Below are 26,060 nucleotides of genomic sequence, written 5' to 3' on the forward strand. Positions count from 1 at the left end.
TACTCGATCATGTGTTCGATACTCGAACATGCGAGCGAGCGTGTCGGAAGAATAGAGCGGCTCACCGACAAGTTTTCGCGGAGCGCGATCAGGCCGGCGACGCGATGCGACACGCTCGAACAAATGTTTGATTCTCGTCGGCAGTGCGACTACATTCGGCGCCATGAGCGACCGCACTGAGACAACTCCCGACTCCGGACTGACCGAGCGGCAGCGCACCATCCTCGACGTCATTCGCGCCTCGGTCACCACCCGTGGCTATCCCCCGAGCATCCGTGAGATCGGCGATGCCGTCGGCCTCACCTCGACGTCGTCGGTGGCCCACCAGTTGCGCACGCTGGAGCGAAAGGGTTATCTGCGCCGCGACCCGAACCGGCCCCGCGCGGTCGACGTGCGTGGTGCCGACGACCGCGCGGCCCCCGCTGCCCCCGCGGCAACCGAGGTCGCCGGCTCCGACGCGCTGCCGGAACCCACCTTCGTCCCGGTCCTCGGCCGGATCGCGGCAGGCGGCCCCATTCTGGCCGAAGAGGTCGTCACCGACGTCTTCCCGCTACCGCGCGAACTCGTCGGTGAAGGCTCGCTGTTCCTGCTCAAGGTTGTGGGCGAGTCCATGATCGACGCGGCGATCTGTGACGGCGACTGGGTCGTCATCCGCCAGCAGAACGTCGCCGAGAACGGCGACATCGTGGCGGCGATGATCGACGGCGAGGCCACCGTGAAGACCTTCAAGCGCGCGGGCGGCCAGGTCTGGCTGATGCCGCACAATCCGGCGTTCGACCCGATTCCCGGAAACGACGCCGCCATCTTGGGCAAGGTCGTCACCGTCATCCGCAAGGTCTAGCCGGGACTCCGTCCCTGCCGACCGCGACTACTCGGCTTTGATAAAGCCGTTCGCCTGCGCGAGTTCCTCACTGGCGAACCACACTTCGGGAACGGTGTGGTCGTAGAGGGCGCAATCCGGGGTGTAGTAGAGACCCGAATGCGTGTTGGCTTTGATGACGTAGCCTTCGGGTGCCTGATACGGATCGGCCAGTGGCAAGTGGATCGCCGGCTTGGCCGCACCGTGCTGTTCCTCGTCCCCGGATTCCACAACCTCCGCGGGCCGGGCATAGTCTTCCGGCTCGACCGTGACGTCCTCGGCAGCGCGACGGCGGCGCGGCGTGCCGAGCTCGCCCATGTTGAGCCTCCACATCGACTGTGACTCTTCGAGATTCACTGCGGCGTGGCGACCGGTATCGCTGGGCTCCTCGTCGACCTCCTCGACTTCGGCGTACTCCTCATGTTCGACGAACTCCGCGGGAACCTCGACCAGCTCCGGTGCCGTCTCGGGCTCGGGCTCGGAGGGAATGCGGGTCGGCGTGGTGTCGATGGAATCCTGGTCGCCATCGAGAACGTCCTCGGGACCCGGCATCGTCTTGGTCGTCGCGTCGGGTGCCGACCTGCCGTAGCCCGACGACTGCGGTACCTGAACCCGACCACCGTCCGCCCAGTGGTCGTCATCGTCGTAATCCTCGTCATCGAGGTGCGCGGCACGCCGGCGCTGCAGCCGCATCAGGCCGAGCGCGATTACGCTGACCAACAGCAGCGCCGGGATGATCACCAGCAGCCACCACCAGTGCCAGTTGAGCCCCTTGCCGGACTTTCCCGGCGCGGAGGGACCCGGTGTGCCGGCGGGCACCTCGATGCCCGACAGCTGCCCGGCCAGCTCGGCCGGCTTGGTGCTGAATGTGTTGGCGGCCGTGTTGAACGAGATCTCGCCACCACTGAAGGTCTGGGTGACGGTGTCGCCGTCGGTCTTCTGTTCGCCGGTGGGCACCCCGAGTTTCCCGGTGGCTCCGCCGAGCTTGCCCCACGCGGCGTTGATGGCGCCGCGCACAACGATGGCGCCTGTGTCGGGCGTCCAGAAGATCACCGGTTTGTCCGGCGCGCTGAAGGCGCTGACCCGGCTGTTGGCGGCGCCGCCGTCGGCCTCGGTCCCGATCGGCAGGCCCAGATCGCTCTTCGGGCCGCCCAGTGAGTCGTACTTGGACAGGATCGCGCCGGTCGCGGCGTGCGCACCGGTGGCCGGCGAGTAGAAAATCTTGCCGCCCGAGTAGTCCTGCGCGGCGCCGTTGTCGCCGACGGTGTACTGGGCGCCCTGCCGCGCACCGAGCGGACCGGCAAGGCCGCCCGCGGCACGCCAGGCCTGATTGATGGCCGTGGTGGCATCCGACGGGACCTCGACGCCGGCGAGGTTGGCGGCTAGGTCCGGCGGGTCGGTGGTGAACACCTTGGTGGCGTTGTTGTACGACACCGTGCCGCCGGAGAACTTCTGGCTGACGACGTCGCCGTCGTAGGTCTCGTCGCCGGTGGGCGCGCCGAGGGTTCCGCCGGAGCCGCCGAGCTCGTCCCACGCGGCGTTGATGGCGCCACGCACCACCCACGCACCGGTGTCGGGCGTCCAGAAGATGGCCGGCTTGTCACTGGCGCTGAACGTGCTGACCCGGCTGCTCGGTCCGAGCAGGCCCGTCACCTCGTCGATGGTGGGGAATCCCAGATCGCTGTCAGCCGGGCCGCCGAGCGCCTGGTACTTGTCCAGGATCGCGCCGTCGATCAGGTGGGCGCCGGTGCCCGCGGTGAAGAAGATCTTCCCGCTGGAGAAATTCTGGGCGAACCCGTCGCCGACCTGGTACACGTCGCCGTCCCTGCCACCCACCGGCGAGCCGTCGCCGCCGGCGGCTTGCCAGGCCTGGTTGATGGCATCGTTTGCCGCGTCGCTCTCCGGTGTCGCCACCGCCGCGGGGGCCACGAGTACCGCTGCCGCCGCCGTCGCGAACACGCCGAGCGCTATTCGCCCGGTGCCTCTACTGAGACGACTTCCAAGCCAGGTCATGCACGCTCCCCGCCGTTCCGGTCAAGATGCCTCTAGTTATAGTCCGTGTCAACTCTGCGTCAGCAGAACACGACACGCGGCAATATCCGCGAAACGGCGCGCGGAAACGCCCGAATCGACGGAAAACTGGTATCGAAACCCTGTTTTCCGGCTCGGGGACGCGCCAGGGGGCCAAAGCCCGCCGGCCCGGGCTAGACGCCCAGGCTGCGGCCGATGATCTCCTTCATGATCTCGGTCGTCCCGCCGTAGATGGTCTGCACGCGGGCATCCAGGTAAGCCCGGGCCACGGTGTATTCGCGCATGTAGCCGTAACCGCCGTGCAGCTGCAGGCAGCGGTCGATGAGCCGGACCTGGGCCTCGGTGGTGTACCACTTGGCCATCGCGGCCTGCTCGGCGGTCAGCTTCTCGTCGAGGTGCAGCCGGATGAACTCGTCGACCATGATCCGCATCGCGGTGGCCTCGGTGGCCAGCTCGGCCAGCAGGAACCGGCTGTTCTGGAACGAGCCGATCGGCTTGCCGAACGCCTTGCGCTCCTTGGTGTACTGGATCGTCTCGTCCAGCACGGCCTCCATCGCGGCCGCGGCCATGATGGCGATCGAGATCCGCTCCTGCGGCAGGTTCTGCATCAAGTAAATGAAGCCCTGGCCCTCCTCGCCGAGCAGGTTCTCCACCGGCACCGTGACATCGGTGAACGACAGCTCTGCGGTGTCCTGCGCGTCGAGGCCGATCTTGTCGAGATGACGGCCGCGCTCGAAGCCCTCCATGCCGCGCTCGACGGCCAGCAGCGAGAAGCCCAGGGCGCCCTTGTCGGGGTCGGTCTGCGCGACGACGATGACGAGGTCGGAGTTGATGCCGTTGGTGATGAACGTCTTCGAGCCGTTGAGGATGTAGTGGTCACCCTGCTTGATCGCGCGGGTTTTGATGCCCTGTAGGTCACTGCCGGTGCCGGGCTCGGTCATGGCGATGGCGGTGATCAGCTCGCCGGTGCAGAACTTGGACAGCCAGCGCTGCTTCTGCTCCTCGTTGGTCAGCCTGAGCAGATACGGCGCGACGACGTCGTTGTGCAGCGAGAAGCCCAGGCCGCTGTAGCGGCCCGCGACCGTCTCCTCGGCGACGATGGTGTTGTAGCGGAAGTCGGGGTTGCCGCCGCCGCCGTGCTCCTCGGGCACGGCCATGCCCAGGAAGCCCTGCTTGCCGGCCTCGAGCCAGACCCCGCGGTCGACGATCTTCTGTTTCTCCCACTGGTCGTGGTACGGGGCAACGTGCCGCTCGAGGAACGCCCGGTACGACTCCCGGAACAGGTCGTGCTCCGGCTCGAACAACGTCCGCTCGTACTTGATGGCGCTGCTCATGAATAGACCCTCCAGGAATCGCTCCGCTCTTCTTGCGACGAGAATAGACCGACCGGGTGGTTGGTTGGATGATGGGGCCGTGACGTCGCACGACAGTTCACACGTTATTGATTTGCCGGGCTAAGTCGCGTACTGACGCAGGCCGGCGGCCAGCGCGGCGGGCACCCGTGCCTTGAGGCGGGTGCCGGCCTCGGTGTGCTCGGTCGCATCGACGTGACCCACCTCGTGCAGGCGCGCGACGAGGTCGCCCCGGTCGTAGGGGATCGTCACGTCCACGGCGATCTCGCGGGGCTCGACAAGTTCGCCGAGCCGGCTGCGCAGCCGGTCGAGCCCGTCACCGGTATGCGCCGAGACGAATACCGCGCCGGGCAGTGCGCGGCGCAACTGGGCCAGGGTCAGGTCGGCGGCGGCGTCGATCTTGTTGACTACCAACAACTCCGGCGCGGGTGCGGCGTGATGCTCGTTCTGCACCTCGCGGATGACCTGGCGTACCGCCTCGATCTGGGCCATGGGGTTGACGTCGGACCCGTCGACCACGTGCACCAGCAGGTCGGCGTCGACGACTTCCTCCAGTGTGGAGCGGAAGGCCTCGACGAGCTGGGTCGGCAGATGACGCACGAAGCCGACGGTGTCGGTGAGCACGAACTGCCTGCCGTCCTCGAATTCGCCGCGACGGGTGGTGGGTTCGAGGGTGGCGAACAGCGCGTTCTGCACCAGCACCCCGGCGCCGGTCAGCGCGTTGAGCAGGCTGGACTTGCCGGCGTTGGTGTAGCCGACGATCGCGATCGACGGCACGTCGCTGTGCAGCCGCCGGCTGCGCTGGGTGTCGCGAATCTGCTTCATGTCCTTGATTTCGCGGCGCAGCTTGGACATTCGCTCGCGAATGCGGCGACGGTCGGTCTCGATCTTGGTCTCGCCCGGGCCGCGCAGGCCCACCCCGCCGCCGCTGCCGCCGGCGCGGCCACCGGCCTGCCGGGACATCGATTCGCCCCAGCCGCGCAGCCGCGGCAGCATGTACTCCATCTGGGCCAGCGCCACCTGCGCCTTGCCCTCGCGGCTGGAGGCGTGCTGGGCGAAGATGTCCAGGATCAGCGCGGTGCGGTCGATGACCTTGACCTTGACCACCTTCTCCAGCGCGGTCAGCTGCGCGGGACTCAGCTCGCCGTCGCAGATGACGGTGTCGGCGCCGGTGGCGATGACGATCTGGCGCAATTCCTGGGCCTTGCCCGAGCCGATGTAGGTGCTCGGGTCCGGTCTGTCGCGGCGCTGGATCATGCCTTCGAGCACCTCGGAGCCAGCCGTCTCGGCCAATGCGGCCAGCTCGGCCAGGCTGGCGTCGGCGTCGGCGACGCTGCCCTCGGTCCATACGCCGACCAGCACGACGCGCTCGAGCCGGAGCTGGCGGTACTCGACCTCGGAGACGTCGGCGAGTTCGGTGGACAGTCCGGCGACGCGCCGCAGCGCGGCACGGTCCTCCAGTGCGAGTTCGCCGGTGCTGGGTTCGGGGGTTCTCGAATCAGGTTCAGTCATAAGTGGTACTGATGGTGTCACGCACGGACAACGCCGCGCATTCGAATAACGTGCCCCCAGCAGTCAGTGTCGGGCCGCCCACCATGTGTCGGCGATCTCGCCGTGGGCCACCAGCACCGAGGGGCCGCGCAGGAAGCTGGTGGTGTCGCTGATCTCCACGCTGACCCGGCCGCCCGGGATCCGCACGGCAAGGGTGCCGGTCGAGGCGCCGAGGTGGGCCAGTGCGGCCACCGCGGCGGCGACTGTGCCGGTGCCGCAAGACCGGGTCTCACCGACGCCGCGTTCGTGCACCCGCATCGACACCACACCCTCGACGGGCTCGGTGAGGATCTCGACGTTGACGCCCCCGGGGAACTGGCCACGGTCGAACCCCACCGGCGCGGCGACGTCGAGGGCGGCCAGCGCCGTCTCGGTGAGGCCGGGAACCAGGCACGCCAGGTGGGGGTTGCCGACGTCGACGCCGACGCCGCTGAACTGCCGTCCGCCGACGGTGGCGGTCCCGGTTCCGAGCCGGTTGACCTTTCCCATCTCCACGGTGACCTCCGCGTCGACGGCGTCGGCGCGGTGCACGACCACCGGACGTGGCCCGGCCAGCGACCCGACCACGAACTCGTCGCGGTGCTCGAGTCCACTGGCCCGCAGGTAGTGGGCGAACACCCGCACGCCGTTGCCGCACATCTGGGCCAACGAGCCGTCGGCGTTGCGGTAGTCCATGTACCAGTCGCCGGCCTCGACACCCTCGGGCAGCCGGTCGAGCACGCCTGCGGCGACTACCGCCCCGGCGGTGGTGACCCGCAGGACGCCGTCGGCACCGAGGCCGCGGCGCCGATCGCACAGCTCGGCCACCGCGGCGGGCGCCAGGTCCAGCTGCGCGTGCAGGTCGGGCAGCACAACGAAGTCGTTCTGCGTGCCGTGCCCCTTGGCGAAAATCATCTGCACCGCTCCTCGATCCCGGCTGCACCGGCATCATCGTCGTCGGCGCGGATCACCTGTTCAGGATACGTGCCGCCACCGTGCGATCACCGCGTCGGCGAGCCCGGGGGAAGACCCGTCGAGCCAGGCGATTCTGTGGTCGCGGCGAAACCAGGACCGCTGGCGGCGCACGTAGCGGCGGGTGCCGATGAATGTCAGCTCGTGTGCCTCGGCCAGTTGTTCGTCGGTGCCGCCAGCATCGAGGGCGGCGATCACCTGTGCGTAGCCGAGCGCGCGGGCGGCGGTGACACCGTCGCGAAGCCCGCAGTCCAGCAGGGAGCTGACCTCGTCGACCAGACCGGCGTCGAACATCGCATCGGTGCGCTGGGCCAGCCGTTCGTCGAGAACCGTTGTGTCCCAATCCAACCCGACGATGACGGTGTCCCAGCGCGGGGCGCCGATCTGCGGGGCCGACGCGGCGAACGGCTGACCGGTCAGCTCGACGACTTCCAGGGCCCGCACGATTCGGCGGCCGTCGGTGGCCAGGATCGCCGCCGCGGCGTTCGGATCGCGGACCGCCAGTTCGGCGTGCAGGGCTGCCACCCCGACCTCGACCAGCCGCTGTTCCCAGCGGGCGCGCACCAGCGGGTCGGTGGCTGGGAAGGCCCAGTCGTCGAGCAGCGACTGGATGTACATCATCGAGCCGCCCACGATGACCGGGACCGCGCCGCGGGCTGCGATGGCCTCGACGTCGGCCACCGCGGCCTGCTGGTAGCGCGCGACGGTCGCCGTCTCGGTGACGTCGAGGACGTCGAGTTGGTGGTGCGGGATACCGCGGCGTTCGTCCGCACTGAGCTTGGCGGTGCCGATGTCCATGCCGCGGTACTGCTGCATGGCGTCGGCGTTCACGATCTCCCCTCCGAGCCGTTCGGCCACCTCCAGCGCGAGCGCAGACTTGCCGGTGCCGGTGGGTCCGATGACCGCGATGGGGCGGGGTCCGGGAGTCACGGCACCCAGAGGCCGACGAAGTAGCCCACGCCATACGGAGCCCCGCGGACCAGCTCCCTGGCCGAGCGGGGGCCGGAGCCGGCCAGCCCGGCCAGCACCTGGTAGGCGACGCGGCCGACGATCCCGTTGGGCAGCGTCGCCAGCGCGGCGGTGTCGCCGGCGGCCAGCGCGTCGTCGAGGGCGGCCTGCACCGGCGCGGCGTCGGGGTCGTACCCACCGGGGGCGGGCGGTGTCAGGGTGTTGGCGCCGTCGGCGACCACCAGGACACCCACCGGGTCGGCCACCTCGTCGAGCTGCGACCGCAGCGCGCGGCCCGTGGCAAGGGCGGCCCCGGCGTCGAGACCCGCCGGATACACCCACACCTCGGCCTGGGCCGACGGGTTGGCCTGACCGCGCAGCCAGCCGGCGAACAGCGCGCACAGCGGCAGCGCGGTGACCGTGGCGGGCGCCTCGCGACCCAGGGCGACCGGGACGTCCACGCCGTAGCCGGCGAAGGTGCCGCGGGTGGACGGCTCGATCACGGCGTCGGCGGCGCCGACACCGATGACGATCCACCGGCCGGGCAGTTCGGCGGCGGCCGCCACCGCGGCGTCGCGGATCCCGGCGACCTCGGCGGCGGCCGTGCCGGCGAGGTCGGGCACCAGGACCGGCGCCGACGGGGTCAATGCGATGGCCGTCAACACGCCCCACACGCTAGCGTCCCGCGCATCAGCCGGACGCCGGTGCGGGCTCCCCCGAGGTCGCCTCACCGCGGGCCAGCTCCACGATCGCCACGACCATCACCACCACGACGAGGCCGAGGCCGACCCAGCCGGACCGGCCGGGTCGCAACATCTCACCCAGGATGGCCAGCCCGAGGATCGAACCGACCACCGGCTCGCTGACCGTCACCGCCGGCAGCGATACGGCCATCGAGCCGGCCCGGAACGCCGACTGTTGCAGCGCCGTCGCCGAGACGGCCACCACCGCCCACGGGTAGAGCTCGGGTGTCTTCAGCAGCGCGAGTATGCCCTCGTCCAGCTGGTCCACCACGCCCTTGGTCAGTACGGCGAACAGGCCCCACAGCGAACCCGCCACCAGTCCCAGCAGCACCGCGGCCACTGGCTTGCCGGCGAAGACACGCGCGCCGAGCAGGCACAGCGCCAGCAATGGACCCAGGGTGGCGATCACCCACATCCACGGCTCGAACCCGGCCCGCGCCTGACCTTTGGACGGGTTGCCCACGGTCACGACCACGGCGACGGCGATGGCCAGCAGCACCGCCCACACCCACTGTGAGCGGGTGATGCGCCGGCCCGCGAAGCGCGCACTCAGCGGTAGCGCGAAGAGCAGCGATGTCACCAGCAGCGCCTGCACCAGCAGGACGGAGCCGAACCCGAGGGCGGCGGCCTGCAGCACGAATCCCCCGGCGGCCACCAGGCTGCCCAGCCACCACTTCTTGTCCCTGAGCAACCGCAGGAACAGGGCGACGTGGCCGACCTGTTCGTCGGTCACGTCGTGGGCCGAGCGCTGCTGGATGACGTCACCGACTGCGAACAACAGCGCCGCGCCGAGGGCCAACAGGGTGGCGATGTCCGACTTGTGCACGACTCGTCTCCTCGGGGTTCGGGGCGTCAGAGTGCCCGCCGACCGGCACCGTATGCAACCCGCAGAGCTCAACCTTGGGGCACACCTGACCGCGACCTGGTTCAATACCTTTCCAGGACGTCCGCCCGATTCCGGCGGACTTCATGCACTACTGGCGCCGCGTTGCGCGGCAGGAGCGCGGGAGCTCCGCGCGGAGGGTTAGGTGAGGCGAGCCATGACGATCGACGAACCGCACACGGGTGAACCGCCACGGCCGGCCCCCCGACCGGGTCCGCCCCGTCCCGTACCGCGGCCCCATCCGCCCGCGACTCCCGTGGTGGGCCCGCCGTCGAGTGACCCGCACCGGTTCGGCCGGGTCGACGACGACGGCACGGTCTGGCTGATCACCTCCTCCGGCGAACGTTCCATCGGCTCGTGGCAGGCCGGCGACGCCGAGGCCGCCTACGCCCACTTCGGCCGGCGCTTCGAAGACCTGGCCACCGAGGTCACCCTGATGGAGACCCGGCTGGCCTCGGGCACCGGCGACGCCCGCAAGATCAAAGCCGCCGCGGCGGCGCTGGCCGAAACCCTGCCAACCGCAAGTGTTCTCGGTGACATCGACGCACTCGCCGACCGGCTGGCGGCCGTCCGCGACCATGTCGAGGAGACCGCCGCGGCCGACCGCGCCCGCCGCGAGGAGCACCGCGCCGCCCAGGCCGCCCGCAAGGAGGCGCTGGCCGCCGAGGCCGAGGAGCTGGCCGCCAACTCCACGCAGTGGAAGTCCGCCGGCGACCGGCTGCGCGCGATTCTCGACGAGTGGCGCACGATCACCGGCCTGGACCGCAAGACCGACGACGCGCTGTGGAAGCGCTATTCGGCGGCGCGGGAGACGTTCAACCGCCGGCGGGGGTCGCATTTCGCCGAGCTCGACCGCGAGCGGGCCGGGGCCAAGGAGGCCAAGGAGAAGCTGTGCGAGCGGGCCGAGGAGCTGTCGGGTTCCACGGACTGGGCCGCCACCGCGGCGGCGTTCCGCGACCTGCTGACCCAGTGGAAGGCGGCAGGCCGGGTGGCCAAGGGTGTCGACGACGCGCTGTGGCACCGCTTCAAGGCCGCTCAGGACACGTTCTTCGCCGCCCGCAACGCGGTCACCGCCGAACGCGATGCCGAGTTCACCGCCAATGCCACCGCCAAGGAGGGGCTGCTGGCGGAGGCGGAGAAGATCGACACCTCCAACGTCGAGGCGGCCCGCTCGGCACTGCGCGCGATCGCCGACAAGTGGGGCGCGATCGGCAAGGTTCCGCACGAGCGGCAGGCCGATCTGGAGCGGCGGCTGCGCGCGGTGGAGAAGAAGGTGCGCGACGCCGCTGATGCAGGGCGGGTCGATCCGCAGGCCCAGGCCCGAGCCGAGCAGTTCTTGGCCCGCGTCGAGCAGTTCGAACGGCAGGCCGAGAAGGCCGAGGCGGCCGGCCGCACAAAGGAGGCCGAGGAGGCCAGGGCAAGTGCCGAGCAATGGCGGCAGTGGGCCGAGACCGCGGTCGAGGCGCTGGGCCGGCGCGGCTGAACTCTCAGGGATTCTCGCCGGCGGGCGGCGGCTGGCCCTCGCGGCGGTCGACATCGTCGATCAGCGAACGGGACTGCCGCTCGGCGGCTTCGCGGCGGCGCTGTTCCTCGGCGGCCAGCTGCACCGCGGTGCGCGTCCAGACCACGCGGGCCCAGTGGAAGGTCAGCAGGATGACGGCGATCCAGCCGATGATCAGGCCGATGCCCGGACCGGGCTGGCCGTGCACGGCGGTCTGGCGCGACCAGACGGCGAGCATGCCGGTCGCGCTGGCCAGCCCCGAGCCGGCCAGGGCGATCCAGGCCAGCACCCAGCGCCGGGTCAACAGCGCCAGCATCGAGAAGCCGATCCCGAACACCAGTGCCAGCCAGCTGAAAATCCTTGACGGCAGGGCGATTCCAACGCTGATGGCTTTGTCGTCGCCCATCAGGACGTCGACACCGCGGGCGCTGCCGGTGTGCTGCAGGATCAGCGACACCAGCAACACGAACACCAGGATCGCCACGACCATGGCGCGCCCGCCCGGCTGGATCTCGCCGGCGACCTTACGCTCGGCCGCCTCTATCTCGCCGCGGTAGGCCTCGAAGTCACTCATCGCACACATCCCGTCGTGGCACGGTCCCCGGTGGTCGGCGCGCCGATGGCCGGCAGGCCCAGGCCGACGGTGCGGGGGCGCCGTCCGGCGGCGTGCGCGTCGCCGGCGCGGGTGCGCCGGCGGGTCAGCAGGGGTGCGTCGGCGATCAGGTGGTGCGGGGCGGCGCCGGTGACGGTGGTGGTGACGATGTCACCGGGGCGCACCTCGGCGGTTCCGGGCGCGAAGTGCACCAGCCGGCCGTCGCGCGCCCGTCCGCTCATTCGCGCGGTGCTGGCGTCCTTGCGGCCCTCGCCGGTAGCAACCAGCAGTTCGACCTGTGCGCCGATCTGGGCGGTGTTCTCCTCCAGCGAGATCTGTTCCTGGACCTCGAGCAGTCGCAGATAGCGTTCCTGCACAACCTCTTTGGGCAGCTGACCGTCGAGGTCGGCGGCCGGGGTACCGGGGCGCCTGGAGTACTGGAAGGTGAACGCCGCGGCGAAGCGGGCTGCGCGCACCACGTCGAGGGTGGCTGCGAAGTCCTCCTCGGTCTCGCCCGGGAAGCCGACGATGATGTCGGTGGTGATCGCGGCGTGCGGCATGGCGGCACGGACCCGGTCGATGATGCCGAGGTACTTCTCGGCGCGATACGACCGGCGCATGGCCCGCAGCATGCGGTCCGATCCCGACTGCAGCGGCATGTGCAGGGCCGGGCAGACGTTGGGGGTCTGCGCCATGGCCTCGATGACGTCGTTGGTGAACTCGGCCGGGTGCGGCGAGGTGAACCGGACTCGTTCCAGGCCGTCGATGTCTCCGCAACTGCGCAACAGCAACGCGAAGGCGCCACGGTCGCGGGGGGTATCCGACAGAGCCATCGGCGACTCGCGCAAGCGCTCGTCGGCAGCGAAGGACACTCCGTAGGCGTTGACGTTCTGGCCGAGCAGGGTGACCTCGAGGACGCCCTGGTCTACCAGTGAGCGCATCTCGGCGAGGATGTCGGCGGGCCTGCGGTCCACCTCCTTGCCGCGCAGCGAGGGCACGATGCAGAACGTGCAGGTGTTGTTGCAGCCCACCGAGATGGAAACCCATGCGGCGTAAGCAGATTCGCGGGCGGCAGGCAGCGTGGAGGGGAATTCCCGCAGCGACTCGGCGATTTCGACCTGAGCTTCCCGGTTGTGCCAGGCGCGCTCGAGCAGGGCGGGCAGTGAGCCGATGTTGTGGGTGCCGAAGACGACGTCGACCCAGGGGGCCTTGCGCAGCAGCTGTTCGCGGTCCTTCTGGGCCAGGCAACCGCCGACGGCGATCTGCATGTCGGGATCGGCCTGCTTGCGCGGCACCAGGTGGCTGAGGTTGCCGTAGAGCTTGTTGTCGGCGTTCTCCCGCACCGCGCAGGTGTTGAACACCACCACGTCGGCGTCGGCACCGTCGGGCGCGCGGTGGTAGCCGGCGGCCTCCAGCAGTCCGGCGAGGCGCTCGGAGTCGTGGACGTTCATCTGGCAGCCGTAGGTGCGGACCTGGTAGGTGCGACCTGCCGGCGAGCGGGGCGAATCGCCCGCCGCACCTCCCGCTTCAGGGCCCTGGGTCAGCACCGACGTCACACATCTCATCGTACGGAGGGGGCGCTGCCCCGGAGAAATCGCGCCGAGTGCCCGGCAGGGTGAGGATCACCTGGGTAGGGTCTTTCAAATGGAGAGCAGCGGCGGGGTGCCGATGATCTCGATTCAGGGTGTGAACAAGCACTTCGGTGACCTGCACGTGCTCAAGGACATCAACCTCGACGTCGAACGCGGTCAGGTCGTCGTGGTGCTGGGTCCCTCCGGGTCCGGCAAGTCCACCCTGTGTCGCACCATCAACCGGCTCGAGACGATCGATTCAGGAACGATCGCCATCGACGGAGAGACGTTGCCGTCAGAGGGGCGCGAGCTGGCACAGCTGCGTTCCGATGTCGGCATGGTGTTCCAGTCGTTCAACCTCTTCGCGCACAAGACGATCATCCAGAACGTCACGCTGGCGCCGATGAAGGTCCGCAAGGTCGACAAGGCGCAGGCCCACGACCGGGCCATGAAGCTGCTGGAGCGGGTCGGCGTCGCCAACCAGGCCGAGAAGTACCCGGCGCAGCTCTCCGGGGGCCAGCAGCAGCGTGTGGCCATCGCGCGCTCGCTGGCGATGGACCCGAAGGTGATGTTGTTCGACGAGCCGACCAGCGCCCTGGACCCCGAGATGATCAACGAGGTGCTGGCGGTGATGACCTCGCTGGCCCGCGAGGGCATGACGATGGTGGTGGTGACCCACGAGATGGGCTTCGCCCGCCGCGCCGCCAATCGGGTGGTGATGATGGCCGACGGCGCCATCGTCGAAGACGCAGAGCCGGGCGAGTTCTTCGACAATCCAAAGTCAGACCGGGCCAAAGACTTCCTCGGCAAGATCCTCAACCACTAAGGGCAAAGGAAAACCCAGTTATGCCGTCATTCTCATTGCGCTTGGCCGCGGCCGCGGTGCTGGCCGTCGCGCTGCCCTTCACCGCGACCGCGTGCGGCGGCGGCGCCGGCGACAAGCTGGTCATCGGCACCAAGTTCGATCAGCCCGGCCTGGGTTTGACAAACCCTGACGGGACGATGAGCGGGCTCGACGTGGACGTGGCCAAGTACGTGGCCAAGGAGCTCGGCTACCCCGAGGACAAGATCGAGTGGAAGGAATCACCGTCGGGCCAGCGCGAGACGCTGATCCAGAACGATCAGGTGAAGTACATCGTCGCCACCTACTCGATCACCGACTCGCGCAAGGAGAAGGTGAGCTTCGCCGGGCCGTATCTGATCACCGGGCAGAGCCTGCTGGTGGGGGCCGACAACAGCGACATCACCGGCCCTGAATCACTGCAGAACAACAAGAAGCTGTGCTCGGTGTCCGGTTCGACACCGGCTCAGCGCATCAAGGACAAGTACCCGGGTGTTCAGCTGCAGCAGTACGACACCTACTCGGCGTGCGTGGAAGCACTCAAGAACGGCGCCGTCGACGCGGTGACCACTGATGAGGTGATCCTGGCCGGATACGCCGCGCAGACCCCGGGCGCGTTCAAGATTGTCGGCAAGCCGTTCTCGGAGGAGCGCTACGGCATCGGGCTGAAGAAGGGTGACACCGAGTTGTGCACCAAGATCACCGATGCGCTGAAGAAGATGGAAGCCGACGGCGCCTGGAAGGCCGCCTTCGACAAGAACCTCGGGCCGGCCGGAATCACCGCACCCGCGCCGCCCGCCCCCGACGCCTGCTGAGTTCGTACTGAGGTGGAGGTCTTCAGCGCGTACCGCGGCCAGATCTTCGAGGCGTTCTGGACCACGATCCAGCTCACCGTGTTCTCGGCGATCGGTGCGCTGATCCTCGGCACAGCACTGGCCGCGATGCGGCTGGCGCCGGTGCCGATGCTCAACTGGATCGGCACCGCGTATGTCAACGTCGTGCGCAACACTCCGCTGACGCTGATCATCCTGTTCTGCTCGTTCGGGCTGGCGCAAACGCTGGGGATCACCTTGGTCGACCCGAAGTCGCTCACGTCGATCGAGGACAGCAACTTCCGGCTGGCGATGCTCGGATTGACCGTCTACACCGCATCGTTCGTGTGTGAGACCGTGCGCTCGGGGGTCAACACCGTGCCGCTGGGGCAGGCCGAGGCCGCCCGATCGCTGGGCTTCACATTCGGGCAGAACCTGCGGATGGTGTTGCTGCCGCAGGCGTTTCGGGCGGTGCTCATCCCGCTGGGGTCGGTGCTGATCGCGTTGACGAAGAACACGACGATCGCCTCGGCCATCGGGGTTGCCGAGGCGGCGCTGTTGATGAAGGAGATGATCGAGAACACCGCGGCACTGCTGGCGGTCGGCACCATCTTCGCGGTGGGCTTCATCATCCTCACCCTGCCGCTGGGCCTGTTGTTCGGCTGGCTCGGCAAGCGGCTGGCGGTGGCGAAATGAGCTCGGCTTCGGTGCTTTTCGACGCGCCCGGTCCCCGCGCGCGGATGCGCAACCGGGTGATCTCGGTGGCCACCCTGGTGATGGCCGCGCTGGCGGTGTGGGTGGTGGTGGCCAGGCTGGCCGCCAAGGGTCAGCTCACGGCGCAGAAGTGGCAGCCGTTCCTGACGTCCGGGCTCTGGAAGACCTATGTTCTGCCGGGGATCGAGGGCACGCTGACGGCGGCCGCACTGTCGATCGTGCTGGCCGGGGTTCTGGGCGTTCTGCTGGGCGTGGGACGGCTCTCGCATCTCACGGCCGTCCGGGTGCCGTGCGCGGTGATCGTCGAGTTCTTCCGGGCGGTGCCGGTACTGATCATGATGATCTTTGCCTACTTCCTCTACGCGCAGTACGACGTTTTTCCGTCCAAACACCTGGCTCTGGCCGGTGTGGTGACCGGGCTGACGCTCTACAACGGCGCCGTGATCGCCGAGATCGTCCGGGCCGGGGTTCGAGCGCTTCCGCGGGGCCAGTCCGAGGCGGCCTCCGCACTGGGTCTGAGCTGGGGTCAGACGATGCGGTCGATCCTGCTGCCCCAGGCCGTCACATCGATGCTGCCGGTTCTGGTCTCCCAGTTGGTCGTCGTGCTAAAGGACACCGCGATCGGCTACCAGATCACCTTAGTCGAGATGGTTCGCCAGGGCACGGTCGTCGGCTCGTCCTACGGGAACTACGTCCCGGCGCTCATCGTCATCGCGGTATTGATGATCAGCATCAACTTCGCGCTGTCGGCGGCGGCGACGCGTCTCGAGCGTCGGCTGCGACGGTCGGGCCGGGCCGCACCGTTGGAGGCTGAAGCGCTCGAGCAGGGCGGTGCGCCCAGCACCCGATTGGAGCCAGGCGACTAGAGACCCGGCGAGCGGACCGTCGGCCGCGCGCGCTCGGGATAGTCGAACGTGGGCGCCAGCTTGACCGAGATCCGCATGATGCGGAGCCTAAACCCGCCGGCGCTCCCGTTCAGCGGCCAGTGCGTCGCTGACCACCGCAACGGCCATGCTCTGGCTGTAGCCGCGGCGCGCGAGCATGCCGACCAGCCTGCGCATCACCTTCGCGTCGTCGGCCAGCATCTCGCGCCGCAGCTTCTGCTCCACCAGCTGCTCGGCACGCTCCCGTTCGGCGGCCGCGTCGATACCGTCGAGAGCGGTGGCGATCACGTCGGCGTCGACACCCTTGGTGCGCAGCTCGGCGGCCAACGCGCGCTTGCCTTTTCCGGCCCGCGCCCGTCGCGACCGCACCCACTGCTCGGCGAAGTCCGCGTCATCGATCAGGCCGACGGCCACCAGCCGGCTCAGTGCCGTTTCGGCGACGTCATCGGGATACCCCCGCTTGGCTAAGTGGTCGGCCAGCTCGGATCGGGTTCGCGACCGCGCGGTGAGCAGGCGCAGGCACAGCTCGTGCGCCTGCGCCTCGCGCTTGTCAGAAGTCAACTGGGGCGGGCAGAACGTCATCGATCAGCTCGCCGGTGATCACCGCGCCGATACCGAGCTTCTCCTTGATCTTCTTCTCGATCTCGTTGGCCACGTCGGGGTTCTCCACGAGGAAGGTGCGGGCGTTCTCCTTGCCCTGCCCCAACTGCTCGCCCTCGTAGGTGAACCACGACCCGGACTTGCGGATGAAGCCCTGATCGACCCCCATGTCGATCAGGGAGCCCTCGCGGCTGATGCCCTTGCCGTAGAGGATGTCGAACTCGGCCTGCTTGAACGGCGGCGACACCTTGTTCTTGACCACCTTGCAGCGGGTGCGGTTGCCCACCGCGTCGGTGCCGTCCTTGAGCGTCTCGATGCGCCGCACGTCCAGACGCACCGAGGCGTAGAACTTCAACGCCTTACCGCCCGTTGTCGTTTCGGGCGAATTGTGGACCATGACTCCGTCAGCAAAGTAGTTGTGCGAACCGTCGACCTCAATGTCAAAGCGGTCCATTTTCTGATAATCCTTCTTGGACTCAATCTCCATTACGCGCGCTGGCATTAGTTGCATGGTTGGTTCAACAACCCGCGATTCAACATTGAACAATCCGCGGAAACGCGGTAGCAGCTTGTGCGCCATGGACGGATACACAAAAGGCGCCACCAACTCCTGGAACTTGGCCGAGGCATTAGTGGAGAACACCAGCACCGCTTGACCGGCCGCACCCGCCTCGCGCAGGCTTACGTCCAGTCCATGCGTGTCGCGAAGATAATCGCGCAGCCGAACTTGCGAGCCTTCGGTCATTGCCTCAACGCAGATTTCGATACGTCCGCTTCCGCCGGCGGTGCGCTGCTGCAACCCCTTGGATCGAATCGCGAGGGAGCCATCGTCCATGTACCAAATGGCCAGTGCCAGTGGAGTGAGCGCCTTCAGGTAGTCCTCGGAGAGGAACTTCTCGCCGTCGCCGAGGTACACCGCCGACCGGAGCTCATGCAGCTCGGCTAGCGGCGTGAAATCAGCGAAAACTGCACCCTTACCGTTGACACTACGGACATGCGGAATGTTCTCAAGTAGCGAAATCTTCCAATCGAGATACTCCGACTGTTTCTGTCCGTGTCCCATACGGAACCGGGCGGCTTCGGAATCTCGTCGAACGGGGGAAGTTAGGCATCCGTCCCCCATCAACGATCCCAAGATGACTTCCCACTGCTGATCGCTGAGGAGGCTGGGTTGAGCCAACATCACGCGGTCACCGATTTGGATGTCCTCGGCTTCTCGCCAACCGCCTGGCGTGCGGATGAGATGATTGCGTGTCATCGCCAAGCTGGCATGACCTCTCCCGGTGCCACCGCCAGCACGATCAACTTTGAAGTGTAAGAACTCTTCAGCCTTGCCGTTGTTGAACCAATTGGTGACTTTGCGAGGCACTATCTGGCCGGACTCAAAGTCATACGACATGACTTCAACATCCATCTTTTGATTCACGATCTTGCCGAGTTTCTCCGTGGAACCATCAGCGAGAGTAACGTTGGTGTACCAAGATCCGCACCCGAACATCACGCCGATCTTCTCGCGCAACTGGTTGATGAAGATCGCGGTGGTGCCGGAGTTGCTCAGCGCGCCGGTCATCTTGCGCAGCGCCTGGCTCATCAGGCGGGCCTGCAGGCCGACGTGGTTGTCACCCATCTCGCCCTCGATCTCGGCACGCGGCACCAGCGCGGCCACCGAGTCGATGACCAGGATGTCGATGGCTCCCGAACGGACCAGCATGTCGGCGATCTCCAGCGCCTGCTCGCCGGTGTCGGGTTGGCTGACGAGCAGCGCGTCGGTATCCACGCCCAGGTTCTTGGCGTACTCGGGGTCCAGCGCGTGCTCGGCGTCGATGAACGCCGCGATCCCGCCGGCCGCCTGCGCGTTGGCCACCGCGTGCAGGGCGACGGTGGTCTTGCCCGAGGACTCCGGGCCGTAGATCTCGACGATGCGGCCGCGGGGCAGGCCGCCAATGCCCAGCGCCACATCTAGGGCGATGGAGCCGGTCGGGATGACCGAGATCGGCTGACGCACCTCGTCACCGAGGCGCATTACCGCGCCTTTGCCGTGGTTCTTCTCGATCTGCGCGAGCGCGAGCTCGAGAGCTTTCTCGCGATCGGGGGCTTGCCGCGCCATGGGGTCTCCATTCTCTCCGGTGTTCGGTTGACCGGTGTTGGCCAGTTGGCCGTGACGCTAGGACAAGGCACCGACAAAACTGGGACGGTCGAACACCGCCCACCATAACGAACATGTGTTCGATGGCAAGGAGGCGCGCCGCTCACTTTGCTCACCACTGGTCGCGGGGCACGTCGAAGTCCGCGCACAGCGCCCGCCACACCTCGCGGGGCTCGACTCCGGCCTCGATCGCCTGCGCGGCGGTCCGCCCGCCGAGCCGGGTCAGCACGTGATCGACCAGCAGGGAGGCCCCCCGAACCGAGCCGAACTGCGCATCGACGAGTTCGTGGAATTCCGTCAGCCGCACGCCGCCAACCTACCCGGCCGGTCGCATCGCTTCATGGCACATCCGTACCGGATCGGCCACCGTGGCGAGGCTCTCCCCCGCGCGCCGCGCCGCCTCCCGGTACCGCGGCGAGGAGAGCACCTCGGTCACCTCGGCGACCAGAGCCTCGGCGGTCAGCGGCCGGATCAGTCGCGCACTGCCTTGGCGCACAACGCGATTCGCCAGCTCCCACTGATCACCGCCACCGGGCACCACCACCATGGGCACACCGGCCATCAGGGTCTTGGACAGCATGCCGTGCCCGCCGCCGCAGACCACCACGTCGGCATGGGTGAGCAGTTCGTCCTGGCGGCCCAGGCCGACGGTCGCCCACGGCGGCACATCGAGATCGTCGCCGCCGAGCCGGGAGATCGCCACCCGCGACCCGGCAGGCAGGCTCTGTCCGGGCACCAGGTGCTCGAGCGCCAGCGCGGCCACCCCGCCGGCTCCGGTGCTCGCCGTCGACGGCGCGACCACGATCACCGGCCCCTGACCCGCCGGGATCGGCAGCACCGCGGCGGTGGGTTCGAAATGCAGCGGCCCGACAACGACGGCCTCGGCGGGCCAGTCCGGTCGCGGCACCTCCAAGGCGGGAAGTGTGGCGATCAGCCGGCGCAGCGGCCCGGGGTCGGTGGCCGGCAGGCCGATCTCTGTCCGAACGTGCGCGCGTTGGCGGAGGCCTGCTCGCCAGGACCGTCCGGTCAGGGCGCGCATAATCGAATCGCGCAGCCGGCCGCGCAGACCGGTGCCGGGAGCCAGCCCGCTGCCCAGCGGCGGCAGGCCCTTGGACGGCAGGTAGAGCGGATGCGGGGTCAGCTCGATCCAGGGCAGACCCAGCAGCTCGGCAGCCATTCCCCCGCAGGCGGTGATCACGTCGGACACCACCAGATCGGGCGCGAGCTCGCGCAGCACCGGCGCATTGAGCACCGCCATCCGGGCGGCACGTTGATGGATCTTGGCACCGGCATCGCTGTCGTCGCCGGCCTCGGTCGGATCCAGTCCAGCCAGCTCGACCGCGTCGAGGCCGACCGCGCGGGCGGTGTCGAGCCATTCGGCGCCGGTCAGCAGAACGGGATCATCGCCGGCGACGGCGAACTTCAGGCACAGCGCGATCGCGGGAAACGCATGTCCCGGATCCGGGCCGGCCACCACCCCGACGCGCATCGGCCTACCCTGCCACAGGTTGCGATTTCGGCGCGGTTGTCGTCGGTAGGCGACGATTAGCGCGCCGAAGTCACGCCCGGCGCAGCTTGGCCCAGCTCGTCGAACGCCTGCGACCAGCCCAGCAGCCGATCGGTCGCGTCGGAAAGCTCGTTGCGGTATCGCTGCTGCGCCATCGGCGAGCTCGACATCGACCCGGAGTTGGCTGAAGACACCAGTTGCGCTGCGGCGGTGACCATCTCGTTGTACTGCCGCACACCAGTATTGAGCTGCGCGGTGAACGCATTGATGGTCGGCGCAAGATAGGCGCGTGAGTTCGGCGCCTCGAGCGCCGCACGCTCCATCGAGACCACCTCGGCGGCGGTGGCCGCCATGGTCGCCGCGCTCCGGTTGGCCGCGGCCGTCAGCTCACGAATCTCCTCCGGCGGCAACATGTTTCCGCGCTGCAGCACGCCGAGCAGCGAATGCAGACCGCGCTCGGAGGCACCCAGCGCCGACATCGACGGCCGCGCCGCCGAGCCGTGCGGCGGCAGCCGGCGGCCGCTGACCTGGCGTTGCGGCGGCAGCGGCTCACTGCGCAGGAAACGGTAGCGCAGCAGGAACAACGTCGCCGGGACCGCCGCCGCCGCGGCGATGATTCCGGTGATCAGCAGCGCCCACACCGGGGTGCTCCAAGTCGCCAGCAGACCGGTGACACAGACCCAGAACACCGTCGCAAAGCTGAAGAAGACTCCCAGCCGCAGGGCCCAGCGCCGCTTGCGCAGCAGCCTGGCGCGGGGATCGGAGACGGCGGACAGCTTCTGCGCCGCCACGTCGACGTACTCGCTGGCGCTGTCGATGCCGCGCTGCAACGCCAAGCGCCACTGGCTCGAGACGAAGCCCGGCTTGTCGGGTTGGACCGCCATCGAGACGTTCGCCTCCTACTGTCCGAGGGGTTTTCAGGCTCAGGTGGGGCGGGCGTGGCCGGGGCGGCGGCGGGAACACCCGAAGCGCCCCCGGAAGGCAGGGCCTCACCACGCATGGACGCCTTGATCTGCTCGAGGCGGGAGTGACCGGCCATCTGCACGCTGGCCTGCTGCACGTCCATCATCCGGCCCTGCACCGAGTTCTGGGCCAGCTCGGCCTCGCCCATCGCGTTGGCGTAGCGCCGTTCGATCTTGTCGCGCACCTCGTCGAGGCTGGGTGTGTTGCCCGGGGCGGCGATCTCGCTCATCGACCGCAGCGAGGCGCTGACCTGCTCCTGCATCTTGGCCTGCTCGAGCTGGCTGAGCAGCTTGGTCCGCTCGGCGATCTTGGTCTGCAGCATCATGGCGTTCTGCTCGACGGCCTTCTTGGCCTGGGCTGCGGCCTGCAGCGCCTGGTCGTGCAGCGCCTTGAGGTCCTCGACGCTCTGCTCGGCGGTGACCAGCTGGGCAGCGAACGCCTCGGCCGCATTGTTGTACTCAGTGGCCTTGGCGGCGTCACCGTTGGCCACCGCCTGGTCGGCCAGCGTCAGCGCCTGACGGACGTTGACCTGGAGTTTCTCGATGTCGGCGAGCTGACGGTTGAGGCGCATCTCGAGCTGACGCTGGTTACCGATCACCTGGGCGGCCTGTTGGGTCAGCGCCTGGTGGGTGCGCTGAGCCTCCTCGATGGCCTGCTGGATCTGCACCTTCGGGTCGGCGTACTGGTCGACCTTGGAGCTGAACAGCGCCATCAGGTACTTCCACGCCTTGACGAACGGATTGGCCATCAGTTGCCCCGCCTTCGTATTTGTTGCCGCATTCGGTGGTCGTGCCCCAATTTAGTGGTTCGCGATGCCCGACCACAGCCTGTCGGCATGTCGGCCGGTCAACAGATCAGGCGACAGCCATCGCGACAGGATGCGGGATGACGACCTTGGTGTTGACGTCGATCGGAGCCCCGGACTCGTGCGGCACGGCCGTCAGGGTGGCGATGCGCTCCTGGCTGGCCATCTTCTCGCCGGCGTCGGTGAGCACCCGCGACAGCGGAACGTCGAGGGCGGTGCAGATCGCGCTGAGCAGCTCGCTGGATGCTTCCTTGCGACCGCGCTCGACCTCGGAGAGGTAGCCGAGGCTCACCCGCGCCGAATGGGAGACCTCACGAAGGGTGCGTCCCTGTGAGGTCCGGGCGTCGCGGATCACATCGCCGATGACCTCGCGCAGCGGTACCGCCATGAGGCTGTCCTCCTCAGTCAATTGCAGCCACTACTGCAACGCCGGGAAGGGGCCGGTTGGTTCCCGGATGCTCAGAGCTGACCTGGCCCCGCGCGATCAGGCCGCGGGCGCCGTCATCGACCAGCGGATCGGGCACGCGAGTCCCTGACCGCGGAGACCACATAGTCGATGCCGGTGAGCACTGTGAGCACGATGGCCGCCCACATCGCCGCCCACGCGACGGTGAGCCAGGGCGCGGGCCAGTTGTGCAGGGGCAGCACGAACAGCCCGATCGCGACGGCCTGCACCAGGGTCTTGAGCTTGCCGCCGCGGCTGGCCGGGATGACACCGCGGCGCAGCACCGCGAAGCGCAGCACGGTAATGCCGATCTCGCGGACCAGTATCACCACGGTCACCCACCACGGCAGGTCGCCGAGCATCGACAGCCCGATCAGCGCGGCCCCGATGAGCATCTTGTCGGCGATCGGGTCGGCGAGCTTGCCGAACTCGGTGACCATCCCATAGGTGCGGGCCAGCGAACCATCGAGCCGATCGGTGACGACTGCGACCGCAAAAATCACGAACGCTGTTATCCGGCTTGCTGATTCGTGACCGTCGCCGGTGAACAGGAAGAGCAGGAAAACCGGGACCAGGACAAGCCGGATACCGGTCAGGAAGTTGGCGAGGTTGGCCACCCGCGCGCGCGGCACCACCGGACCGCTTGGGGGTTGTGCCGACACACAATCAGAATATCGGTTGGCAGTGGGCGCGCTTGCGCCCGATACTCTGCACCCGTGACCGCCCGATCCGATGGCTCCTCGCCCGAGGGCTCGCGGCTGGACCAACCCAGTACCCTCGGCGTCGTCATCCGCCGCGCCCGAACGTCGGACGTTCCCGACATCAAACGCCTGGTCGACACCTACGCCGGCAAGATTCTGCTGGAGAAGAACCTGGTGACGCTGTACGAGGCGGTACAGGAGTTCTGGGTGGCCGAGGTCGGCGGCGAGGTCGTCGGCTGCGGGGCGCTGCACGTGTTGTGGTCGGACCTCGGGGAGGTCCGCACCGTCGCCGTCGACCCGAAGGTCAAGGGCCACGGTGTCGGGCACGCGATCGTCGACCGGCTGCTGCAGGTCGCACGTGAGCTGCAGTTGCAGCGGTTGTTCGTGTTGACCTTCGAAACCGAGTTCTTCGGCCGGCACGGATTCAGCGAGATCGAGGGCACGCCGGTCACCGCCGAGGTGTACGAGGAGATGTGCCGCTCGTACGACATTGGTGTCGCCCAATTCCTGGACCTGTCCTACGTCAAACCGAACATCCTGGGAAACACCAGAATGCTGTTGGTCCTCTGAGCCGAGGCACACCGTTTTCACATGCGCATCCAGGCAGGACCGTGCCGTCGGAAGGCACTGGTCCTCAGCCCAGCGGCTGAGATCGACCCGGACTGCTCGCTTCGGCAGCCCGCGCGGCACACCCCCGCCGCTGATCGGCGTCATCTGACTTCAGCCGACGCGCACCCGGGTTCCGGCCGCGCCCGTCACGATCGAGTCGATGTCGGCCAGTGAGCCGATGACGGCCTCGTTCTTCGTCGCCGTGGCGAAGCCGCACGCGGCTGCCACTTTGGGTCCCATCGATCCGGCCGGCAGGTTCATCTCGACGATCTCGTCGACGGTGACCGACCCGAGCTTCGTCTGCTCGGGAGTCCCCCAGCCGGTGTAGACGCCGTCGACGTCGGTGGCGATCACCAGCAGGTCGGCGTCCAACTCCTGAGCCAACAGCGAGGCGGCAAGGTCCTTGTCGATGACGGCTTCGACGCCGCGCAGCTTGCCGTCCTCGCCGTACATGGTCGGGATTCCACCACCGCCGGCGCAGATGACGATGACGCCCTGCTCGACGAGCATCCGAATCGGGTCAATCTCGAAGATCCGCTGCGGTTTCGGGCTGGCCACCACCCGTCGGTAGTTGTCGCCATCGGGTGCCACCGCCCAGCCGTGCTCGGCGGCCAGCCGTTCCGCGGTTGCCTTGTCATAGATCGGTCCGATCGGCTTGGTCGGATGCGCGAAGGCAGGGTCGGCAGGATCGACCTCGACCATGGTCAACACGGTGGCGAACGGCTGCTCGAAGGGCAGCAGGTTGCCCAACTCCTGTTCGATGACGTACCCGATCATCGCCTCGGTCTCCGCACCCAGCACGTCTAGCGGATAGGGGTCGACGGCTTCGTAGGCGAGATCCTGCAAAGCGAGCAGCCCGACCTGGGGGCCGTTGCCGTGCGCAACGACGATCTCGTTTCCCGGCGCAATCGACGCGATCCGCTCGGCCGCCAGCCGGATGTTGGCCCGCTGGTTTTCAGCGGTCATCGGCTGCCCGCGCTGCAGCAGAGCGTTACCGCCCAAGGCGATCACAATTCGCATCCGACGTCCTCCCTACGTCAGAGTGGCCACGAGGACCGCCTTGATGGTGTGCATGCGGTTCTCGGCCTGCTCGAAGGCGATGTTCACCGGGCTTTCGAAGACGTCCTCGGTGACCTCGATGCCGTTCTTCAGAGCCGGGTACTGCGCGGCGATCTGGGCGCCGACCTTGGTCTCCGAGTTGTGGAACGCCGGCAGGCAGTGCATGAAGCGCACCCGCGGATTGCCGGCCGCGGCAACGAGTTCGGAGTTGACCTGGAACGGCATGAGCTCGTCGATCCGTTCGGCCCAGCTCTCGATGGGCTCGCCCATCGAGACCCACACGTCGGTGTGAATGAAGTCGACGCCCCTGACCGCTTCCTTGGGGTCGTCGGTGATCAGGATGCGAGCCCCCGACTTCTCGGCGAACTCCTGGCACATCTTGACGTGGTCGTCGGTCGGCCAAAGGTGTTTGGGCGCACCGATTCTCACGTCCATCCCGAGCTTGGCACCCACCAGCAGGAGCGAGTTCGCCATGTTGTTGCGGCCGTCGCCGACATAGGCATAGGCGATGTCATGCAACGACTTGGAGCAGTGCTCGGTCATCGTGAGCACGTCGGCCAGCATCTGGGTGGGATGGAACTCGTTGGTGAGCCCGTTGAACACCGGCACCCCGGCGTACTCGGCCAGCTCGTTGACGATCTCCTGGCCGGCGCCGCGGTACTCGATCGCGTCGTACATCCGGCCCAGCACCCGCGCGGTGTCCTTCATGGACTCCTTGTGACCGATCTGCGACGAGCTGGGGTCGATGTAGGTGACGTGCGCCCCTTCGTCGTAGGCCGCGACCTCGAAGGCACACCGGGTACGGGTGGAGGTCTTCTCGAAGATCAGGGCGATGTTCTTGCCCTTCAGGCTGTCCCGGGTGCCACCGGAGTACTTGGCGCGCTTGAGGTCCCGAGCCAGGTCGATCAAGTACAGCAAGTCGCGCTCGCTGTGGTGGACCAAGCTCAGCAGGTCACGGTTGCGCAGATTGAAGGCCACGGCAATTCTCCTTT

At 68.0% G+C, this 26,060-nt stretch carries 25 protein-coding genes and 1 pseudogene; 7 read left to right on the plus strand and 19 right to left on the minus strand.

Translation table 11 applies throughout. The annotated features are described in order from the left end of the window. Window positions 1-163: 163 nt before the first annotated feature. A complete protein-coding gene (lexA, locus tag K9U37_RS15900) occupies window positions 164-841 on the plus strand; it encodes a transcriptional repressor LexA (protein WP_243072501.1) in 678 nt (225 codons plus the stop codon). Between the two features lie 27 nt (window positions 842-868). Here the strand turns inward: lexA and K9U37_RS15905 are convergent, their stop codons facing one another. The 7 genes from K9U37_RS15905 to K9U37_RS15935 form a co-directional block, all read right to left on the minus strand. Then, complete coding sequence (locus K9U37_RS15905; RefSeq protein ID WP_243072502.1) at window positions 869-2,872, minus strand: sunset domain-containing protein; 2,004 nt, start codon at window positions 2,870-2,872, stop codon at window positions 869-871. Between the two features lie 191 nt (window positions 2,873-3,063). After that, window positions 3,064-4,224, minus strand: a complete 1,161-nt coding sequence (locus tag K9U37_RS15910) for an acyl-CoA dehydrogenase family protein (RefSeq protein WP_243072503.1) — start codon at window positions 4,222-4,224, stop codon at window positions 3,064-3,066. A gap of 120 nt (window positions 4,225-4,344) precedes the next feature. Beyond that, a complete protein-coding gene (gene hflX / locus K9U37_RS15915) occupies window positions 4,345-5,754 on the minus strand; it encodes a GTPase HflX (RefSeq protein ID WP_243072504.1) in 1,410 nt (469 codons plus the stop codon). Between the two features lie 63 nt (window positions 5,755-5,817). Continuing rightward, window positions 5,818-6,687 (minus strand): diaminopimelate epimerase, encoded by an 870-nt coding sequence (dapF, locus tag K9U37_RS15920; RefSeq protein ID WP_243072505.1) that lies wholly within the window; start codon window positions 6,685-6,687, stop codon window positions 5,818-5,820. 60 nt (window positions 6,688-6,747) lie between these two features. Next, window positions 6,748-7,674 carry a tRNA (adenosine(37)-N6)-dimethylallyltransferase MiaA gene (gene miaA, locus K9U37_RS15925; RefSeq protein WP_243072506.1) on the minus strand — a complete coding sequence of 309 codons (927 nt, stop codon included), beginning with the start codon at window positions 7,672-7,674 and terminating at the stop codon, window positions 6,748-6,750. Continuing rightward, window positions 7,671-8,357: a class III extradiol ring-cleavage dioxygenase family protein gene (locus K9U37_RS15930; protein ID WP_243072507.1), complete on the minus strand. Its 687-nt coding sequence runs from the start codon at window positions 8,355-8,357 to the stop codon at window positions 7,671-7,673. Before K9U37_RS15930 ends, miaA begins: the two co-directional genes overlap by 4 nt. A 25-nt stretch (window positions 8,358-8,382) precedes the next feature. Then, complete coding sequence (locus tag K9U37_RS15935; RefSeq protein ID WP_243072508.1) at window positions 8,383-9,261, minus strand: DMT family transporter; 879 nt, start codon at window positions 9,259-9,261, stop codon at window positions 8,383-8,385. Between the two features lie 214 nt (window positions 9,262-9,475). Here K9U37_RS15935 and K9U37_RS15940 point away from each other — a divergent pair, with 214 nt between their 5' ends. Next, on the plus strand, window positions 9,476-10,801 hold the full coding sequence (locus K9U37_RS15940; protein ID WP_243072509.1) for a DUF349 domain-containing protein: 1,326 nt from the start codon (window positions 9,476-9,478) through the stop codon (window positions 10,799-10,801). A 4-nt stretch (window positions 10,802-10,805) separates the two neighbouring features. Here K9U37_RS15940 and K9U37_RS15945 read toward each other — a convergent pair whose 3' ends face one another. Then, on the minus strand, window positions 10,806-11,402 hold the full coding sequence (locus K9U37_RS15945; RefSeq protein WP_243072510.1) for an Rv2732c family membrane protein: 597 nt from the start codon (window positions 11,400-11,402) through the stop codon (window positions 10,806-10,808). Continuing rightward, window positions 11,390-12,976, minus strand: a complete 1,587-nt coding sequence (gene miaB, locus K9U37_RS15950) for a tRNA (N6-isopentenyl adenosine(37)-C2)-methylthiotransferase MiaB (protein ID WP_243072511.1) — start codon at window positions 12,974-12,976, stop codon at window positions 11,390-11,392. The genes K9U37_RS15945 and miaB overlap by 13 nt, the downstream gene beginning before the upstream one ends. Window positions 12,977-13,079: 103 nt before the next feature. On the opposite strand from miaB, the gene K9U37_RS15955 reads away from it, so the two are divergent. The 4 genes from K9U37_RS15955 to K9U37_RS15970 are packed head-to-tail and all read left to right on the plus strand — an operon-like array spanning window position 13,080 to window position 16,215. Then, entirely contained in the window at window positions 13,080-13,808 is a 729-nt protein-coding gene (locus K9U37_RS15955; protein WP_243073412.1) for an amino acid ABC transporter ATP-binding protein, read from the plus strand. Window positions 13,809-13,828: 20 nt separating this feature from the next. Next, entirely contained in the window at window positions 13,829-14,638 is an 810-nt protein-coding gene (locus K9U37_RS15960; protein ID WP_243072512.1) for a glutamate ABC transporter substrate-binding protein, read from the plus strand. 12 nt (window positions 14,639-14,650) lie between these two features. After that, on the plus strand, window positions 14,651-15,331 hold the full coding sequence (locus K9U37_RS15965) for an amino acid ABC transporter permease (RefSeq protein ID WP_243072513.1): 681 nt from the start codon (window positions 14,651-14,653) through the stop codon (window positions 15,329-15,331). Continuing rightward, window positions 15,328-16,215: an amino acid ABC transporter permease gene (locus K9U37_RS15970; protein ID WP_243072514.1), complete on the plus strand. Its 888-nt coding sequence runs from the start codon at window positions 15,328-15,330 to the stop codon at window positions 16,213-16,215. The genes K9U37_RS15965 and K9U37_RS15970 overlap by 4 nt, the downstream gene beginning before the upstream one ends. An 87-nt stretch (window positions 16,216-16,302) precedes the next feature. On the opposite strand, the gene recX is transcribed toward K9U37_RS15970, so the two are convergent. The 8 genes and pseudogenes from recX to pgsA all read right to left on the minus strand — a co-directional run bounded on the left by recX (window position 16,303) and on the right by pgsA (window position 23,361). Further along, window positions 16,303-16,815 carry a recombination regulator RecX gene (gene recX / locus K9U37_RS15975; RefSeq protein ID WP_243072515.1) on the minus strand — a complete coding sequence of 171 codons (513 nt, stop codon included), beginning with the start codon at window positions 16,813-16,815 and terminating at the stop codon, window positions 16,303-16,305. Then, window positions 16,784-18,940: an intein-containing recombinase RecA gene (recA, locus tag K9U37_RS15980; protein ID WP_243072516.1), complete on the minus strand. Its 2,157-nt coding sequence runs from the start codon at window positions 18,938-18,940 to the stop codon at window positions 16,784-16,786. Before recA ends, recX begins: the two co-directional genes overlap by 32 nt. A 151-nt stretch (window positions 18,941-19,091) precedes the next feature. Then, complete coding sequence (locus K9U37_RS15985) at window positions 19,092-19,286, minus strand: DUF3046 domain-containing protein (protein ID WP_243072517.1); 195 nt, start codon at window positions 19,284-19,286, stop codon at window positions 19,092-19,094. 9 nt (window positions 19,287-19,295) lie between these two features. Further along, the gene (locus K9U37_RS15990) at window positions 19,296-20,468 is read right to left on the minus strand and encodes a glycosyltransferase (RefSeq protein ID WP_243072518.1); all 1,173 of its coding nucleotides are present in this window, start codon (window positions 20,466-20,468) and stop codon (window positions 19,296-19,298) included. 56 nt (window positions 20,469-20,524) lie between these two features. Further along, a complete protein-coding gene (pspM, locus tag K9U37_RS15995) occupies window positions 20,525-21,370 on the minus strand; it encodes a phage shock envelope stress response protein PspM (protein ID WP_243072519.1) in 846 nt (281 codons plus the stop codon). 26 nt (window positions 21,371-21,396) lie between these two features. Then, window positions 21,397-22,197: pseudogene (pspA, locus tag K9U37_RS16000) on the minus strand (phage shock protein PspA); the annotation flags it as partial. Window positions 22,198-22,303: 106 nt separating this feature from the next. Next, the gene (clgR, locus tag K9U37_RS16005; protein ID WP_243072520.1) at window positions 22,304-22,642 is read right to left on the minus strand and encodes a transcriptional regulator ClgR; all 339 of its coding nucleotides are present in this window, start codon (window positions 22,640-22,642) and stop codon (window positions 22,304-22,306) included. Window positions 22,643-22,755: 113 nt separating this feature from the next. After that, window positions 22,756-23,361, minus strand: a complete 606-nt coding sequence (pgsA, locus tag K9U37_RS16010) for a CDP-diacylglycerol--glycerol-3-phosphate 3-phosphatidyltransferase (protein WP_243072521.1) — start codon at window positions 23,359-23,361, stop codon at window positions 22,756-22,758. A 96-nt stretch (window positions 23,362-23,457) separates the two neighbouring features. Here pgsA and K9U37_RS16015 point away from each other — a divergent pair, with 96 nt between their 5' ends. Beyond that, window positions 23,458-23,970: an amino-acid N-acetyltransferase gene (locus tag K9U37_RS16015; protein WP_243073413.1), complete on the plus strand. Its 513-nt coding sequence runs from the start codon at window positions 23,458-23,460 to the stop codon at window positions 23,968-23,970. A gap of 150 nt (window positions 23,971-24,120) precedes the next feature. Here the strand turns inward: K9U37_RS16015 and arcC are convergent, their stop codons facing one another. Continuing rightward, window positions 24,121-25,029: a carbamate kinase gene (arcC, locus tag K9U37_RS16020; protein WP_243072522.1), complete on the minus strand. Its 909-nt coding sequence runs from the start codon at window positions 25,027-25,029 to the stop codon at window positions 24,121-24,123. Window positions 25,030-25,041: 12 nt separating this feature from the next. After that, complete coding sequence (locus tag K9U37_RS16025) at window positions 25,042-26,046, minus strand: ornithine carbamoyltransferase (RefSeq protein ID WP_243072523.1); 1,005 nt, start codon at window positions 26,044-26,046, stop codon at window positions 25,042-25,044. Window positions 26,047-26,060 lie beyond the last annotated feature (14 nt).

The organism is Candidatus Mycolicibacterium alkanivorans (genome assembly GCF_022760805.1).
In the GTDB taxonomy this organism is placed as follows: domain Bacteria; phylum Actinomycetota; class Actinomycetes; order Mycobacteriales; family Mycobacteriaceae; genus Mycobacterium; species Mycobacterium alkanivorans.